General features: G+C 69.9%; 17 protein-coding genes and 1 pseudogene. 11 read left to right on the top strand and 7 right to left on the bottom strand.

From position 1 onward, the window contains the following. Window positions 1–95: 95 nt before the first annotated feature. Window positions 96–389, bottom strand: coding sequence for a hypothetical protein (locus VM306_RS31610; RefSeq protein WP_325521418.1), 294 nt, complete (start codon window positions 387–389; stop codon window positions 96–98). 238 nt (window positions 390–627) lie between these two features. Here VM306_RS31610 and VM306_RS31605 point away from each other — a divergent pair, with 238 nt between their 5' ends. From VM306_RS31605 to VM306_RS31595, 3 genes are read left to right on the top strand one after another with little or no spacing between them, the layout of a single operon-like run. Next, window positions 628–810 (top strand): hypothetical protein, encoded by a 183-nt coding sequence (locus VM306_RS31605; RefSeq protein ID WP_325521417.1) that lies wholly within the window; start codon window positions 628–630, stop codon window positions 808–810. Window positions 811–868: 58 nt separating this feature from the next. Further along, window positions 869–1,387: a sigma-70 family RNA polymerase sigma factor gene (locus tag VM306_RS31600; protein WP_325521416.1), complete on the top strand. Its 519-nt coding sequence runs from the start codon at window positions 869–871 to the stop codon at window positions 1,385–1,387. Beyond that, window positions 1,384–2,139, top strand: coding sequence for an OmpA family protein (locus tag VM306_RS31595; protein WP_325521415.1), 756 nt, complete (start codon window positions 1,384–1,386; stop codon window positions 2,137–2,139). Before VM306_RS31600 ends, VM306_RS31595 begins: the two co-directional genes overlap by 4 nt. Here the strand turns inward: VM306_RS31595 and VM306_RS31590 are convergent, their stop codons facing one another. Further along, window positions 2,140–2,904, bottom strand: coding sequence for a thioesterase family protein (locus VM306_RS31590; protein ID WP_325521420.1), 765 nt, complete (start codon window positions 2,902–2,904; stop codon window positions 2,140–2,142). It lies immediately after the preceding gene. Continuing rightward, on the bottom strand, window positions 2,901–3,746 hold the full coding sequence (locus VM306_RS31585; protein ID WP_325521414.1) for a RecB family exonuclease: 846 nt from the start codon (window positions 3,744–3,746) through the stop codon (window positions 2,901–2,903). Before VM306_RS31585 ends, VM306_RS31590 begins: the two co-directional genes overlap by 4 nt. Before the next feature lie 97 nt (window positions 3,747–3,843). On the opposite strand from VM306_RS31585, the gene VM306_RS31580 reads away from it, so the two are divergent. After that, window positions 3,844–4,962 carry a site-2 protease family protein gene (locus tag VM306_RS31580; RefSeq protein WP_325521413.1) on the top strand — a complete coding sequence of 373 codons (1,119 nt, stop codon included), beginning with the start codon at window positions 3,844–3,846 and terminating at the stop codon, window positions 4,960–4,962. 15 nt (window positions 4,963–4,977) lie between these two features. Further along, window positions 4,978–5,802 carry a tRNA (adenine-N1)-methyltransferase gene (locus tag VM306_RS31575; RefSeq protein ID WP_325521419.1) on the top strand — a complete coding sequence of 275 codons (825 nt, stop codon included), beginning with the start codon at window positions 4,978–4,980 and terminating at the stop codon, window positions 5,800–5,802. A 54-nt stretch (window positions 5,803–5,856) separates the two neighbouring features. Here the strand turns inward: VM306_RS31575 and VM306_RS31570 are convergent, their stop codons facing one another. Together VM306_RS31570 and VM306_RS31565 are read right to left on the bottom strand one after the other, a co-directional pair. Further along, window positions 5,857–6,654: a hypothetical protein gene (locus tag VM306_RS31570; RefSeq protein ID WP_325521412.1), complete on the bottom strand. Its 798-nt coding sequence runs from the start codon at window positions 6,652–6,654 to the stop codon at window positions 5,857–5,859. 28 nt (window positions 6,655–6,682) lie between these two features. Then, window positions 6,683–7,531 carry a hypothetical protein gene (locus VM306_RS31565; RefSeq protein WP_325521411.1) on the bottom strand — a complete coding sequence of 283 codons (849 nt, stop codon included), beginning with the start codon at window positions 7,529–7,531 and terminating at the stop codon, window positions 6,683–6,685. Window positions 7,532–8,248: 717 nt separating this feature from the next. On the opposite strand from VM306_RS31565, the gene arc reads away from it, so the two are divergent. After that, on the top strand, window positions 8,249–10,045 hold the full coding sequence (gene arc / locus VM306_RS31560) for a proteasome ATPase (protein WP_325521410.1): 1,797 nt from the start codon (window positions 8,249–8,251) through the stop codon (window positions 10,043–10,045). 306 nt (window positions 10,046–10,351) lie between these two features. Continuing rightward, the gene (locus tag VM306_RS31555; RefSeq protein WP_325521409.1) at window positions 10,352–10,669 is read left to right on the top strand and encodes a hypothetical protein; all 318 of its coding nucleotides are present in this window, start codon (window positions 10,352–10,354) and stop codon (window positions 10,667–10,669) included. Here the strand turns inward: VM306_RS31555 and VM306_RS31550 are convergent. Then, window positions 10,666–11,295: a response regulator transcription factor gene (locus tag VM306_RS31550; protein ID WP_325521408.1), complete on the bottom strand. Its 630-nt coding sequence runs from the start codon at window positions 11,293–11,295 to the stop codon at window positions 10,666–10,668. The two genes, VM306_RS31555 and VM306_RS31550, sit on opposite strands and share 4 nt — an antisense overlap. After that, entirely contained in the window at window positions 11,292–12,359 is a 1,068-nt protein-coding gene (locus tag VM306_RS31545; protein WP_325521407.1) for a sensor histidine kinase, read from the bottom strand. Before VM306_RS31545 ends, VM306_RS31550 begins: the two co-directional genes overlap by 4 nt. 111 nt (window positions 12,360–12,470) lie before the next feature. Between VM306_RS31545 and VM306_RS31540 the strand changes: the two are divergent. The 4 genes and pseudogenes from VM306_RS31540 to VM306_RS31525 all read left to right on the top strand — a co-directional run. After that, window positions 12,471–13,118, top strand: a pseudogene (locus VM306_RS31540) (ABC transporter ATP-binding protein); the annotation flags it as partial. A 50-nt stretch (window positions 13,119–13,168) separates the two neighbouring features. Continuing rightward, window positions 13,169–13,924 carry an ABC transporter permease gene (locus VM306_RS31535; protein WP_325521406.1) on the top strand — a complete coding sequence of 252 codons (756 nt, stop codon included), beginning with the start codon at window positions 13,169–13,171 and terminating at the stop codon, window positions 13,922–13,924. A gap of 94 nt (window positions 13,925–14,018) precedes the next feature. Further along, window positions 14,019–15,074 carry a glycoside hydrolase family 5 protein gene (locus VM306_RS31530; RefSeq protein ID WP_325521405.1) on the top strand — a complete coding sequence of 352 codons (1,056 nt, stop codon included), beginning with the start codon at window positions 14,019–14,021 and terminating at the stop codon, window positions 15,072–15,074. A gap of 75 nt (window positions 15,075–15,149) precedes the next feature. Further along, a complete protein-coding gene (locus VM306_RS31525; RefSeq protein WP_325521404.1) occupies window positions 15,150–16,028 on the top strand; it encodes an aldo/keto reductase in 879 nt (292 codons plus the stop codon). The last annotated feature ends 28 nt before the right edge of the window (window positions 16,029–16,056 follow it).

Below are 16,056 nucleotides of genomic sequence, written 5' to 3'. Positions count from 1 at the left end.
CCCGTTCTACTCGCCGTTTCCGGTGGTGGAGCACTATTCGAGCGCTCTGAGCACCTCGTCGTCCGTGGTCTGATCGAAGCTCTCGTACCAGCGGCTCACGGCGCGGAAGTGCCTCGGGACCAGGATGACGTCGCGGTTCTTGGTGCGGAGCGGTTTGCCGCCGCGGTAGGAGGCGGTGCGTCGTCTCGCTTCCGCTCGTTCGTCGTCGCACGTGCGGTCAGCTGTTCCTTGGTGAGGTTCAACGTTCGCAGCACGTTCTGGTCGTAGAACGGTTTGCTGTCCGCCGTCACGGCTCCTACGCCGTACTCGGGGTGGTTCGGGGCGCCGATCTCGCGCGCCACCACCACGTCCAGGTCGGCGTCGAGGGCTTCGGCCACTTCCCCGGCCACCGGGACGCCGCGTCGGGGCGGCCCAGGACCAGCGGGTCGTGCCAGCGCTGGGTCGCGAGCCGCGCGGCCCGCTTCCTGCCGTTCGCGAACCTCTTCACGATCTCGCTGACGCTACGCTTCCTCCACATGTTCGGGCAGGCGAGCGTGAAATGTTCGACGCACCTGGAATATCCAACCCGGTCGAGTGAACCTTCCCGCTTCCGTTGCGGCGAACCAGCCCAGAGCTGCCCTCATTGTCATGACACGACGCAACGGCGGCCAGCCCGGTCGCGGCGAAGCAGTGGTGCTGGTCAACGGACTGCTCGCCGGCGTAGGCAGCCTTTACGTGCTGACGGACTCGGTCGCCGTCACGGTAGGGGCTGCCGTGCTCGCGGTGGTGCTGGCAGCTCTGTCGCTGTTCGACCGTCCAAGCGGGTCGTGACGTGATGACCCTGTCCCGCGATCTCGTGGGTGACCCGTCACCCGACGCTCGGAGACCGATGGCGCAGGAGGAACTCCCGGACCACGACGCCGACTACCTGCGATTCTACCGTGCCGAGCAGGCTGCGGTCGTCGCCTACCTGCTCCACATCGGGTTCGCGCACCACATCGCGGACGAGGCGGCGTCGGAAGCGTTGGAGCAGCTCTACTGGTCGTGGTCCGACGTCCGCACCAACCGGCGAATGTGGGTCCGCACCACGGCCAGACGCCTCGCCGGTCGCAAGACCGGTGCGATGGGGAGGTTGTTCACACGGTTGCTGGACAAGGGAGTCCGGCCCGAGGAGGCGGACCGTTACTCCGCCCTCGACGAGGTCGTGGAACGTGGCGGCGACCTCGTGCACGCCATCAACAGCCTGCCGCGGCACCAGCGCGACGTGATCGCGCTGCGTCTGGACGGCTTCACCACGAAGGAGATCGCGGACGCCTTGAACATCTCGGAGCGCACCGTGCAGGACCGCGCCAAACGTGCGGGTGACGCGGTTCGCCCGGTGCTGGCGTCGGGGGAGGAGATCCGATGAACAACGACGAACTCGACGAGGGCCTGAAGGCGCGGCACAGGGCATTCGTCGCCGACCTCGCCGCGGTGCTCCCTCCCGCCCGGCTGCCGGTCGTTCCACCCGCATCGCCGTGGAAGGTCTGGTGGACGAACGCGGCCATGTCGCGATCGGTCGTCGTTCGGATTCAAAGTCCGCGGTTCGCGGGTGTGGCGGCGGGACTCCTCGCCGTCGTCATCGCGCTGGGAGCGATGTTCATCGATTCCGTCCCACGCCCGCAGGCGGATCTTCCCGTGGCAGCGCAGGAATCTCCGGACTGGTTGACAGCGGTGACGTCCACAATGCCGAAACTGACGGCCGCGCCGAGATCGCGCGCCACCAGCCAGGTGCCGTTTCCCCGCACCGTCCAGTCATCCCACTCATCCCAGTCGACCGCGGCCGGACAGCTACCGGGAACCGAGGAGTTCAGCCTCTCGTTCGCTCCGGACTCGTTCGAGGTGGCGCTCTACGAGGTGTCCCTGCTCCGAGAAATCGCCGCTGACGTGCGGTCGAACGACCGGGTCGACGTCATCGGACACACGGCCAGGCTCGGACCGCCTGACACCGCGGCCGAGCTCAGCCTGCGCCGGGCCAACGCGGTGCGGAACGAACTGCTGCGCGCCGGAACCCCCGATCGCGTGATCCGGTCCTTCGGAGAGGGCTATTCGCAGGCACGTGAGGGAATCGATCCTCGTGATCGCCGTGTGGTCGTGGTCGTGGTGCGGGCAGGTGCGTGATCAGCGCTCCCGCACGAACAGCGCCTGCGCCGTCGTGCCCACCGGGCCTTCGACGTCGTGCACCACGCTGGTCGCTACCCCGACGCCGTCCGGGCCGATGGTCGTGCGCGCGTCCATGCCGACCCACTCGCCGACGGGCTGGCGGTGCAGGTGCACGGTCAGGTCGGTGTTGATGGCGTACCACTTGCGAATGTCCACACGGGACGAGACGCCGCTGGCCGAGTCGACCACCGCGAACAGCCGTTCCAGCGGAGAGGCCTCGGAGCCTTCGACCACGGACACGCGCGGGCGGGCCCAGACCTGGGCGTCGCCCGGCGTGAAGATGCCGCCCGACACGGAAAGCCACTCGACGGCGGCGAGGTAGCCGCCGCCCCAGTGGTCCGGGATCTCCATCGGCACGGCGGAATCCGGCGGTGCCAGGGACGGGGCCTCGCCTCCTGCCACGGCGGTGGTGTCGGAGCCGACGATGTGCCACGCCCGCGCGGTGAGGGCGACGCGGCCGTTGCACGACAGCGAGGCCGAGAGCAGTTCGACCGAGCGGCCAGGGCGTTCGACCGAAGTGGACACCGTCAGGTCGGCGACGGGGACGGGGCCGAGCACCTCGAAGGTCACGCGGGACAGGGAAGGGCGCAGGGCCTGCAGCGAGCGCACCAGCAGGGCGGACGGCGGGCCGAGGTGCTGGCTGTCCGGGCCCCACGGGCCGACGGTGTGTTCGGTGGAGCGGTAGACGCCGTCGGACACCGGCAGGTAGAAGGCGCTCATCAGTCGCGGTCCTGGAGGGGCTCGGTGTCGTCGGGCTCCGGCCAGCCCGGGTAGGGCGGCGGGGTGCCGTCGAACGCCGGGCAGAAGGCCTTGTGGTCGCAGTAGTCGCACAGGCGGCTGGGGTTGGGGCGGAAGTCGCCCGTCGGGGCCGCGCGCATGATGGCCTGCCAGATGGCGTCCAGGGTGCGTTCGAAGCGGGCCAGCTCCGACTCGTCCGGCGTGTAGGCCAGGGCTTGGCGGTCGGCCAGGTACATCAGGCGGAGCTGGCGGGGGACCACGCCGCGCAGCTTCCACAGGACCAGGGCGTAGAACTTCATCTGGAACAACGCCTTCGCCTCGCCGATCTCGCGGGGCGCGGCGCCGGTCTTGTAGTCCACCACGCGGATCTCACCCGTGGGGGCCACGTCCACGCGGTCGATGTAGCCGCGCAGCAGGACGCCGGACGGGAGCTCGGACTCCACGAGGAGCTCGCGCGACTCCGGTTCCAGGCGGCGCGGGTCCTCCAGGCCGAAGTAGCCGTCCAGGAGCTTGGTGGCCGAGGCCAGCCACTCCGCCTCCTCGGCGCCGCCCGGCTCCTCGAAGAGCGTGGCGAACTCCGGGCGTTCGGACTTCACGCGGTCCCAGGCGGGGACGATCATCGCGCGGGCGCGCTCGGGCACGCGCTCGGCGGCGGGCAGGGCGAACAAATCCTCCAGCACCGCGTGCACCACCGTGCCGCGCACCTGCGCCTTCGTCGGCCTCTCCGGCAGCCTGTCCACCGCGCGGAAGCGGTAGAGCAGCGGGCACTGCTTGAAGTCCCCCGCCCTGGACGGCGACAGCGCGGGCCTGCGCAACGTGGTGCTCATGTGTCCGACCCTAGGACAGAGGTCTGACAATTCCCGATCAGCCCCGGCGCGGGGTCACCGAACCGCGAGATCACACCACCCGCTCTACAGTGCTCCCGTGGCCGCGCGGATCAGCGAACGAGAGGGCGGCCTGCTGCTGTTCCGGGTGGCGGGCATCCCGGTTCTGCTCGCGCCGTCGTGGTGGATCGGCTCGGCGATCGTGGTGGCCTTCTACGCGCCGCTCGTCGACGACCTGGCACCCGGCACGCCGCCCGGCGTCGGGCTCGCGGTCGCGGCGCTCTTCGCCGTCTTCCTGGGGCTCTCCGTGCTGGCCCACGAGCTCGGCCACTGCGTCGCGGCGCTGCGGCTCGGCCTGCCGGTCAGAAGACTGCGCCTGTACCTGCTGGGCGGCCTGTCCGAGATCATGCGCACACCCGGGAAACCCAGCCACGAAGGCATTGTGGCGGGCGCGGGGCCGCTCGTGTCCGTGGCGCTGGCCGTCGTCTTCGGCATCGGCGGGTTCGCGATGACACCGGGCGGCCTGCTGTGGCTGCTGGTCGTCCAGGTGGCCGGCGCGAACCTCGTCGTCGCCATCTTCAACCTGCTGCCCGGCCTCCCGCTCGACGGTGGGCGGATCGTCCGGGCCGGCGTGTGGGCCGCGACCGGCCAACGGGTGATGGGCACGCGTGTCGCCGTGGTCGGTGGTTTCGCCGTTGCCGTCGCACTGGTGGCGTGGTCGCTCTACGGCGTCGCCGAAGGAGCAGAGGACCGTTGGCTGCGGTTCGGTGTGTGCGTGCTCACGGCATGGGTCGTCGTCGCCGGGGCGAGGAGCGAGCTGGCGAGTGAGCGGCGTCGCACCTGGCCCGAGGGCGTCACGCTGAACGACCTCATCCGGCCCGTTCTCCAGCTGCCGGCGGAAAGTCCCGTCAGGGACGCGCTGAGCACGTCGGCCGGCCGGGGTGTGGTGCTGGTCAGGGCCGACGGCGTCGCGGCAGGGCTGCTCGACACCGTCGCGGCGGAGAAGCTCGCCGCCGCCAGCCCGTTCGCCCCCGCGGAGCAGGCCGCCGAACCGATCCGGCCCGAGACCGTGCTGCTCGCCGACGAACCGGGCGAGGAGATCGTGGAACGGGTCCAGGGCACCGCCGCGTGGCAGTTCCTCGTGGTCGACCTGGAGGGGCGCCCGGCGGGCGTGCTGCGCAGGGAGGACCTGCGTGCGGCCATTGAGAAGGGCGTTTGACACCATTGCGCGGTGATTAGCGCAAGTGGACCGTTCCAGCCGGGTGACCGGGTACAGCTGACCGACCCCAAGGGCCGGCACTACACGGTCGTCCTCGAGCCCGGCAAGGAGTACCACACCCACCGCGGCGCCATCCCGCACGACAACCTGATCGGCCAGCCCGAGGGGTCGGTCGTGGCGTCGGTGGGCGGCACGAACTTCCTGGCGCTGCGCCCGCTGCTGCCGGACTACGTGCTGTCGATGCCGCGCGGCGCGCAGGTCATCTACCCGAAGGACGCCGCGCAGATCGTCATGTACGGCGACATCTTCCCCGGTGCGCGCGTCCTGGAGGCGGGTGCGGGTTCCGGCGCGTTGTCGTGCTCGTTGCTGCGCGCGGTGGGGGAGAAGGGCAGCGTCCAGTCCTACGAGGTGCGCGACGACCACGCGGTCCACGCGATCCGCAACGTGGAGACGTTCTTCGGCGAGCGCCCCGGCAACTGGTCGATCACCGTCGACGACGTGAAGAACCACGAGGGCGAGGTCGACCGCGTCATCCTCGACATGCTTTCGCCGTGGGAGGTGCTGCCCACTATCGCGAAGAACCTCATCCCCGGCGGCGTCCTCGTCGTGTACGTCGCCACCACCACACAGCTGTCCGTGGTCACGGAGGCGTTGCGCGAGCAGACCTGCTGGACCGAGCCCCACGCGTGGGAGACGCTCGTCCGCCCGTGGCACGTCGTCGGTCTCGCCGTGCGGCCGGAGCACCGGATGATCGCGCACACCGCGTTCCTGCTGACCACCCGCAAGCTCGCGGACGGCGTCACGGCGCCGAGGCCGCAGCGCCGTCCCAGCAAGGGCTGACCAGCACGTGACGAGGGGCCCGCACTTCGCGAAGTGCGGGCCCCTCGCGTCGGATCAGTTGGACTCGATCTTCTCGATGCCGCAGACCGTCCAGTTCTTGCCCTCTTTGGCGAGCTTGTAGATGATGCTGCCCGACGTGGTCTGGCCCGGCTTGGAGGGATCGACGAGCCCGGAGAGCTTCTGCGTGAACGTGCCGCTGCTGCCCGACGTCTTGACGTCCGTCACGCTGGCCGACGCACCCGGCTGGGCCTTGCCGGGCTGCATCTTCAGCTTGGGGAACTCCGCCGCGCACACGAGGTCCTTGACGTCCTTCGGGTCGCTGCTGCCCGCGCGGATACCCTTCAGGACGATGTCGGTGAACAACTCCGCGACCAGCCGGGCATCGGAGTCACCGCCGCTCGACGAGCTCTTCGAGGACGGCGCGGTCGGATTGCCGCTGCCGTTCGTCGGCTGCGACCCGGCCTCGGAGCTCGACGCCGTGCTGGGGGTCTTCGAGTCGTCACCGGACAGCAGCACGGCCGCCGTGATGCCGCCGCCGACGAGCACCAGCACGCCGAGCACGACACCGATGATCAGGCCGGTGTTGCTCTTCTTCGGCGGGGGACCGCCGAATCCGCCGGGACCGGGCTGACCGTACGGGGGCTGCTGGCCATACGGGCCGGGCTGGCCGTAGCCCTGCTGCTGGCCGTAGCCGGGCGGGCCCTGCTGCGGAAAGCCCCCGCTGGGCGGTCCTGGCTGGCCGTACGGGCCCGGCTGGGGCTGGCCGTAGCCGGGCGGCGGCTGCTGGCCGTACCCGGGCTGCTGGGGCGGCTGCTGGCCGTACGGGCCCGGCTGCTGCGGTGGGTAGGTCATCGAGAATCCCCCGAACTGGATGTGCCGGTCACTTCGTCGGAACCTGGAAGTCCGGCAGCTTGAGGTCCTTGGCGAGAGTGCAGAACTTCCAGTCGCCCGACTGCTTCTTGAACTTCACGGTGGTGTCGAACGTCTTGGACTCGGTCCCGATCGTCACGGTGGTGGACACGCCGACGTCCGCGGTGTCACCGGACACCTTCACGTCCTTGACGTTCACCTTCGGCGCGGGCATGTTCTTGAGCTGCTCGGCCAGCTTGCGCTGCTCCGGCGTGAGGTTCTTCTCCGCCTGCTCGGCCTCCGCGAGGGCCTCGGAGCAGGCCATCGACTTCGCCTTGCTCTCGTTCTTGGCGGCGCTCGCGGCGTAGTACTCCTCGGCGACCTTCTTGACCTCGGCGGACTCGTCACCGCCGCCGTCGGAGGACGACGACGAGTTGTTGCCGGAGCCCGAGTCGTTGCCGGAGAAGAGCACCGCGGCCGTGATGCCGCCGCCGACGAGCAGCAGCACGCCGACGATGGCGCCGATGATCAGGCCGGTGTTGCTCTTCTTCGGCGGGGGGCCGCCGAACCCGCCGGGACCGGGCTGGCCGTACTGCGGCTGCCCGTACTGCTGCCCGTACTGCGGCTGCCCGTACGGGCCGGTCTGCGGCTGGCCCTGCTGCGGGAAACCGCCGCCCTGCTGCCCCTGCTGACCGAACGGGTCCTGCTGCGGCTGGCCGTACTGGCCCGGCTGCTGGCCGTGACCGGGCGGCGGCGGCTGGCCGTAGCCCGGCTGCGGCAGCTGGCCGTGACCCGGCTGCTGCGGCGGCTGCTGCCCGTACGGCCCGCCGGGCGGCGGCTGCTGCCCGTAGGGGCCGGGCTGCTGCGGCGGGTAGGTCATCGAAGCTCCCCCGATGCGGATGAGGTGATCTTTCCGTGGACATTGTCGTACTTCGCCGAGCGGCTCGCGGCCGAACGGGACCGGGCGACACGCGCGGGCGGTGACGCGAACATCACCCCGGGTTTCCTCCCGGTCACGCGAAGGTCGTGTCTGATAACGATTGTGGCAACTCCACCGGGACTTGAGCGCGATGCTCTGCGCTGTCGGGGTGGTGCGCCGGACGCGTCGGCGAGACCACCCGGTTGGCCGCAGGCCGGCCGGTCCCGCCGGAGTCCCGCTCGAGAGCGGTCTCCGCCGAGCGCGAACGGGGTGGGTTGCGGTGTGTGACCACCGAACGGATCAACCGATGGTCCACCTGGTGGGACGACGGCGGATCGCCGCTCGTCGACGGCTCGCGAGCCGCACCACGCGTGTCCGCGGTCGCCCGAGGGTGGTCGCGGACTGCGGGGACCGGGCAGCGGCCCAGGTGCTCCCATGACCCCTCTTCTCCGGGCTTCTCGCAGGTCGGCGGCGTGTCGCGGCGCGAAACGCCGGTGGTGGCCTCGCGGACGCACGGTAGCGGGTGAGCTGTCGGACCGAACACCGAGATGGAGCAACCAGCCCCTGTCGGAGGCGTCGCCGTTGCGCCACACGAACGAAGATGATGTTGTGAGTACCCCATTTTGTCGGTGATCGCCGGTACCGTGATGGGTACGAACACGGGAGGAGGGTGCCGACATGCAGCACGGTCATCCCGGCAGCCAACCCGATGAGGGTGGCGAGCTGAACCAGGGCAACAATTCTGCTGAGCTGACAGCGCAGATCAGGTTCCTCGAGGACGAGATCGCGTCGTTGCGTCGCAAGCTGACCGAGTCGCCGCGGCACACGCGGTTGCTCGAGCAGCGCTTGGCTGAGGCGACTGAGCGCGTCAGCCAGCTGACCGAGCGAAACACGAAGCTCATAGACACCCTCCGCGAAGCACGAAGCCAGCTGCTCGCGCTGCGTGAGGAGGTCGACCGGCTGGCCCAGCCACCCAGCGGGTATGGCGTCTTCATGGCGCGTTTCGACGACGGGACGGTGGACGTCTTCACGTCCGGCCGCAGGATGCGCGTCGCCGTGTCCCCCGCGGTCGAACCGGAGAAGCTGTCCTTCGGCCAGTCCGTCCGCCTCAACGAGGCGCTGACCGTGGTCGAGGCCGGCGGGTTCGAGCGGTCCGGTGAGGTCTGCTCACTGCGGGAGGTGCTCTCCGAAGAGGGGGAGGACCAGATCGCCCGCGCGCTGGTCGTCGGCCACGCGGACGAGGAGAGGGTGGTCTGGCTCGCCCAGCCGCTGCTCGACTCGCCGCTGAAGCCCGGCGACTCGCTGCTGGTCGACTCGAAGGCGGGCTTCGCCTACGAGCGGGTCCCCAAGGCCGAGGTCGAGGACCTCGTGCTCGAGGAGGTCCCGGACATCGACTACAGCGACATCGGTGGCCTCTCCCGGCAGATCGAGCAGATCCGCGACGCCGTGGAGCTGCCCTTCCTGCACGCGGACCTCTTCCGCGAGTACGAGCTGCGCCCGCCCAAGGGCGTGCTGCTCTACGGCCCTCCCGGCTGCGGCAAGACGCTCATCGCCAAGGCGGTGGCGAACTCGCTGGCCAAGAAGGTGCGGGAGATCCGCGGCGAGACCGACAAGCAGGCCAAGTCCTACTTCCTCAACATCAAGGGCCCCGAGCTCCTCAACAAGTTCGTCGGTGAGACCGAGCGGCACATCCGCCTGATCTTCCAGCGGGCTCGTGAGAAGGCGTCCGACGGCACCCCCGTGATCGTGTTCTTCGACGAGATGGACTCGATCTTCCGCACCCGTGGTTCGGGTGTGTCGTCCGACGTCGAGACGACGATCGTGCCCCAGCTCCTCGCCGAGATCGACGGCGTCGAGGGCCTGGAGAACGTCATCGTCATCGGCGCCTCCAACCGCGAGGACATGATCGACCCGGCGATCCTCCGCCCCGGCCGCCTCGACGTGAAGATCAAGATCGAGCGACCGGACGCCGAGGGCGCGAAGGACATCTTCAACAAGTACCTGACGCCCAACCTCCCGCTGCACGCCGACGACCTCGCCGAGTTCGGCGGGGACCCGAAGGCCTGCATCGAGGGCATGGTGCAGCACACCGTGGAGCGCATGTACGAGGAGTCCGAGGACAACCGGTTCCTGGAGGTCACCTACGCCAACGGTGACAAGGAGGTCCTGTACTTCCGGGACTTCAACTCCGGCGCCATGATCCAGAACATCGTCGACAGGGCCAAAAAGGCGGCGATCAAGTCGCTGCTGGACACCAAGCAGCCCGGCCTCTCGGTCCGGCACCTGCAGGCGGCCATCCTCGACGAGTTCGCCGAGAACGAGGACCTGCCGAACACGACGAACCCGGACGACTGGGCTCGCATCTCGGGCAAGAAGGGCGAGCGGATCGTCTACATCCGCACGCTCGTCACCGGGAAGAACCAGGACACCGGCCGCGCGATCGACACGGCCACGAACACCGGCACCTACCTGTAGTACAGCTCGACACGAATCGCCCCGGTCGCTTGCGGCCGGGGCGATTTCGCGTTCCTCCCGGCGCTCGGCGTCCCGGAATGGCCGGCGATCCGCGGGAATCACGAGAGCCACGTGGCACGTGCCGGGAGCGCTCGCGGTCGTCATCGCGCTGGCCTACGCCCCCGACGTGGCGGACCCTGTCGTCGTTCCCGGAAGACCGGCGCCGCTGTCGATCGAGTCGATGCGCGCGATCGCGGACGAAGGCTGCACGCGGCCGCCCGGATACCGGGCCGGCACCCTGCAGATGCTCGGGGGAGCGTCCTGGAGGTGGGCGTCACCGACAGCGAGCTGGTCGTCCGCACCGTCAGCGGTTCCGGGAGAAGCCTGTCGGCCGGGAAGACCGACGAGCTCGGCGCCTACTACGTCGCCGGCCGCACCGGCCTGGTCTGGGACAACGAGAGCGTCCAGATCGGGCGGGTCGTCCCCGGGGTCGCCGTCCTCGAGTTCGTGCTGCCCAGCGGGAAGGTCGTCAGGGCGGAGCCGTACGGCGACGTCTTCCTCTGCCGCGTGCCGGAGAAGATCACCTCCGTGCGGATCCGGGCCTGCGACGCGGGCGGTCATCTCCTGCAGGACACCGTGATCTAACGGGCCAGACCGGACTCGTAGGCCGCGATCACCAGCTGCGCCCGGTCGCGGGCGTGCAGCTTCGCCAGCAGGTTCCCGATGTGGGTCTTCACCGTCCCGGCGCTGACGTGCAGCGCGGCCATGATCTCGGCGTTGGACAGCCCCCGCGCGACCAGCAGCAGCACCTCCTTCTCCCGTTCCGTGACCCGCTCCAGGCCCCGGACGGAGGGCGACGACGGCCGCCGGACGAACTCCGAGATCAACCGGCGCGTCACCGACGGCGCCAGCAGCGACTCGCCGGACGCCACGACCCGGATCGCCGCCAGCAGCTCGGCCGGGGGCGTGTCCTTCAGCAGGAAACCCGAGGCGCCGGCCCGCAACGCGCCGAAGACGTACTCGTCCAGGTCGAACGTCGTCAGCACGAGCACGCGCGGGCCGTCCAGCAGCCGCGTGGCCTCGATGCCGTCCATCTCCGGCATGCGGATGTCCATCAGCACGACGTCGGGTTCCAGGGACGAAGCCAGCGCCACGGCCTCGGCACCCGTGCCCGCCTCGCCGACCACCGTCAGGTCCGGCTCGTTGTCCACCAGCAGGCGGAAGCTGGCGCGCAGCAACGCCTGGTCGTCGACGATCAGCACGCTCGTCATCGCTGCGGCAGCTCCGCCACGACGCGGAAGCCGCCGTCGTCGCCCGGTCCGGCGCTGAACGCGCCGCCGTACACCGCCACGCGTTCACGCATCCCCACCAACCCGTGCCCCACTCCGAGCTCCTTCACCCCAGGCCCGTCGTCGGTCACCTCGACCCGCACCGACGACGGTGTCACCTCCACCAGCACCGTGCACGAAGCCGGTGCCGCGTGCTTCACGACGTTGGTCAGCGCCTCCTGCACGATCCGGTACACCGACAGTCCGATCCCCTCCGGCACGACGGGCTCGCCCCGCACGTCCAACGAGACGCGCACGCCCGCGAGCGACGCCCGGTCGGCCAGCTCGGCCAGTCCGCCGAGGCCGGGGGAGGGCGCGAGATCGGCGTCGGCGCGCAGCACGCCGAGCAGGCCGCGCATCTCGGTCAGCGCCTCCCGGCTCGTCTCCGAGATCACCCGCAACGCCTCGTAAGCGTGCTCGGGTGAGCGCACGTGTGCGGCGTTGCCGGCCTGCACGGCGATGAGAGACAGGTTGTGCGCCACCACGTCGTGCAGTTCACGGGCGATGCGCAGACGTTCGTCGGCGAGTGCCTGCTCGGCCTGCCGCGTCGTCTCCCGCGCGATCATCGACCGGCGCAGCCGGGTGGTGTAGCCGATCACCCACACCGCGCCGAGCACGGCGATGCCCACCAGCACGGTCTCGGGTTCTCCGCCGGAGACGCCGGAGGTGGCCACGACGGTGACCACGAGCCCGGCCAACGACCACGCGCGGGTGCGTTCGACCGCCACGGTGTAGAGCGCGAAGCAGATCGCGCCGACCGGGGCCCCGAGCGCCGGGACCGGGAGCACCTGGCCGATCACCACGGCCACCGTCGCCAGCGTGGTGACCACCAGTGCGGCCACGGGCCACAGGCGGCGCACCGCGACGGGCAGCGCGACGAGTGCGGCACCCGGCAGGACCAGCCACCACGGCTTGTCCTGGTCCTCCACCATGGCGTAGCCGACGAGCACGCCGATCACCAGGGCGGCGGCCAGGTCGACCAGGTAGAGGTGCAGTCTCGCGATCACGGCGCCGACGGTATCGAGCGCGCCGCGGGAGTGCCTCGGACCAGGGTCCGATTCCGGAGCTCGGACCTGCGGCCGATCCGCCGGAGGTCTCCCGACGCGACTCTCTTCCGCATGATCGAGGTGCGGAACCTGACGAAGAGATACGGCGGCACGACGGCCGTCGACGACCTGTCGTTCACCGTCCACCCGGGACTGGTGACGGGCTTCCTCGGCCCGAACGGGGCCGGCAAGTCCACGACGATGCGCATGATCCTGGGCCTGGACCGGCCCACCGGCGGCGAGGCGCTCGTCGGCGGGAGGCGCTACCAGGACCTGGACCACCCGCTGCGGCACGTAGGCGCGCTGCTCGACCCGTCGGCGGTCCACCACGGCCGCAAGGCGCTCGACCACCTGCGCTGGATCGCCGCCAGCAACGGGATCAGCGAGCAGCGCGCCGCCGAGCTCGTCGAACAGGTGGGCCTGGGAGGCGTGCGGCACAAGCGGATCCGGGCGTTGTCGCTCGGCATGAGGCAACGGCTCGGCGTCGCGGCCGCCCTGCTGGGCGACCCGGAGGTGCTGATGTTCGACGAACCGGTCAACGGCCTCGACCCCGAGGGCGTGCGCTGGATCCGGGACCTCATGCGCGGACTCGCGAACGACGGTCGCACGGTCTTCGTCTCGAGCCACCTGATGAGCGAGATGGCGTTGACCGCCGACCACGTCGTGATCGTCGCGAGAGGACAGCTGGTGAAGGAGACGCCGATGGAGGCGTTGACCCGCGACGGTTCCCTGGAAGACGCCTACCTCGACCTCACCTCGGGGAGGGGACTGTGACCACCGCGCTCACCGCCGAGTGGCTGAAGCTCCGGACCGTCCGGGCGCCCTACGGCATCCTGCTCGCCATCGGCCTGATCCTCCTGTTCGGCGCGACGATCTCGCTGCTGATCGTCCAGGACTACGACACGTCCCCTGCCGCTGAGCAGGCGAAGTTCGCCTCCGCCGACTCCAGCGTGGTGATCACGCCGGTCGTGCAGTTCCTCGTCGCCGCGCTGGGCGCCCTCGTCGCGACGTCCGACCCGAGGCTCACCGCGCTGACCGCCGTGCCGGACCGCAAACGCCTGCTGGTGGCCAAAACCGCGCTCGTCGCCGCCGCGTCCGCGGTGCTCGGGGCCGTCGCGCTGGCGCTCAGCATCGGGTCGAGTTGGCTGATCATGGGGGACCGGCCGCCGCCGATCGCGCCGTGGGAGGGCCTGGGCGACGTGCTGCCGTGGGCGGGCGCCGCCGTGCTGTCGATCCTGGTGACCGGGCTGACCGGCCTCGGGCTCGGGCTCGCGGTGCGGTCGACGGCCGTGACGATCGTGGTCGTCGGTGTGCTGCTGTGGGGGATCCCGGCCATCACGCCGATGCTGCCGCCGCCGTGGAACATCGACGCCTCGGCCGTGATGGTGCCCTACCTGGTGTGGGAGGTCGCCGGGGTCGTCAACGACCCGCCGCTGGGTCCGCTGGCGGCCGTCGCGTGCTTGCTCGTCTACGCACTGGTGACCCTGGGTGCCGGATCGGTGACTCTCCTGCGACGAGATGCTTGACTCGCTCTTGGGGCGGCTTTAAAGTCGCCTATACCTTTAATAGGTAAGGAAACTTGCCTAACTAAATCCGCCGCAGTCCGAGAGGAGACGCTGAATGGCCTGGCAGAAGTCTGTGGTGGCGCTCGCCGCGGCAGTCGTACTTCCGTTGACCGGCGTGATGGCGGGCAGTGCCGCCGTCGCCGCACCCGCGGGCGACGTCTCCGCCGCCGCGCTGCCGCCGGGTTCGCCCGCGGCGGTGAACGGCCAGCTCAAGGTGTGCGGCGTGAAGCTGTGCAACCAGAACGGCAAGCAGATCCAGCTGCGCGGCATGAGCACGCACGGCATCCAGTGGTACTCGCAGTGCGTGAAGACCGCGTCCCTGGACGCGCTCGCCGGCGACTGGAAGGCCGACGTCCTCCGCATCTCGATGTACGTCCAGGAGGGCGGCTACGAGTCGAACCCCCGGAAGTTCACCGACCTGGTGCACGGCTACATCGAGGAGGCGACCAAGCGCGGCCTGTACGCGCTGGTCGACTGGCACCAGCTCTCACCGGGCGACCCGAACCACAACACCGAGCGCGCCAAGACGTTCTTCAGGGAGATCGCGCAGCGCCACAAGGACAAGACGAACATCATCTACGACATCGCGAACGAGCCGAACGGCGTCACGTGGCCGAGGGTGAAGTCCTACGCGGAGGCCGTCATCCCGACGATCCGCGCCGAGGACCCTGACAGCCTCGTGCTCGTGGGCACGCACGGCTGGTCGACGTTCGGGCTGTCCGACGGCCGTGACATCAACGAGGTCAGCCGGAACAAGGTCAACGCCTCGAACCTGATGTACACGTTCCACTTCTACGCCAAGGACCACCGCGACTCGTACCTCAACGCGTTGCGCACGGTCTCGAGCCAGGTGCCGGTCTTCGTCACCGAGTTCGGCTCGCAGGAGGCGTCCGGTGACGGCGCCAACGACTTCACCATGGCGAACAAGTTCATCGCGTTCATGAAGGAAGCCAAGATCTCCTGGACGAACTGGAACTTCTCCGACGACCACCGCACGGGCGCGGTGTTCAAGAGCGGCACCTGCTCCGGCAGCGGCTTCTCCGGTGAGGGTCCGCTGAAGGACGCCGGCAAGTGGGTGCGCAACCACATCCGCACGGCTGACGACTTCTGATCCACCCGCTTCTGATCCACCTCGGCGTGTCACGTGAGCGGCGGTCCTCCGGGGCCGCCGTTTACGGTGTTCGGCATGGCACAACTCGCGCTCGGTCTGGCGTCACTCGGTCGTCCTGCCTACATCAACCTCGGCCGCGAGGACGCGTTGCCGCGTGTCCGCGACGTCGAGTCGATGCGCGCGCAGTGTCACCTCGTTCTCGACACGGCCTACGAACTGGGCATCCGCTGGGTCGACGCGGCCCGCTCGTACGGGTTGTCCGAGGACTTCCTGTCGTCCTGGCTGCCGGGGCACGATGACGTGACGGTCTCCAGCAAGTGGGGCTACGCCTACACCGCGGACTGGCGGCCCGACGCCGAGGTGCACGAGGTCAAGGAGCACTCGCTGGCGAGGTTCACCCAGCAGTGGCAGGAGACCTCGGCGTTGCTGCCGCGCGTCGACCTCTACCAGGTGCACTCGCTCACGGCCGACAGTCCGCTGTTCGAGGACGCGGAGCTGCGCGACGCGATGGTGGCGACCGGTGTGCCGCTGGGGTTCTCCACGTCGGGACCGCGGCAGGCCGACACGATCCGCAAGGCGCTCGACCTCGGCGTCTTCCAGTCCGTCCAGTCCACCTGGAACCTCCTGGAGACCTCGGCCGGCGACGCGTTGCGGGAGGCGCACGACGCCGGGCTGCGCGTGATCGTCAAGGAGGGCGTGGCCAACGGCCGGCTCGTCGTGGAGCCCCCGCAAGCGGTTGCGGCACAGGCGGAAGCGCTCGGCGTCGGTCCGGACGCCGTCGCGCTGGCGGCGATCACGCGGCAGCCGTGGGCGGACGTCGTGCTGTCGGGCGCGGCGAGCCCCGGGCAGCTGCGGTCCAATGTGGACGCGCTGCGGATCGAGGTGGACCTGCCGGACCTGGCGGAGCCCGCCGAGCAGTACTGGAAATACCGCGCGGGACTGAGCTGGAACTAGCTATGGTCGCGCGGTGAGCGATGCGCCG

Source organism: Lentzea sp. (assembly GCF_035525475.1).
Lineage (GTDB): Bacteria > Actinomycetota > Actinomycetes > Mycobacteriales > Pseudonocardiaceae > Lentzea.
Note: the sequence above shows the minus strand (reverse complement) of the source record. Positions and strands in the feature narration are given on the sequence as shown.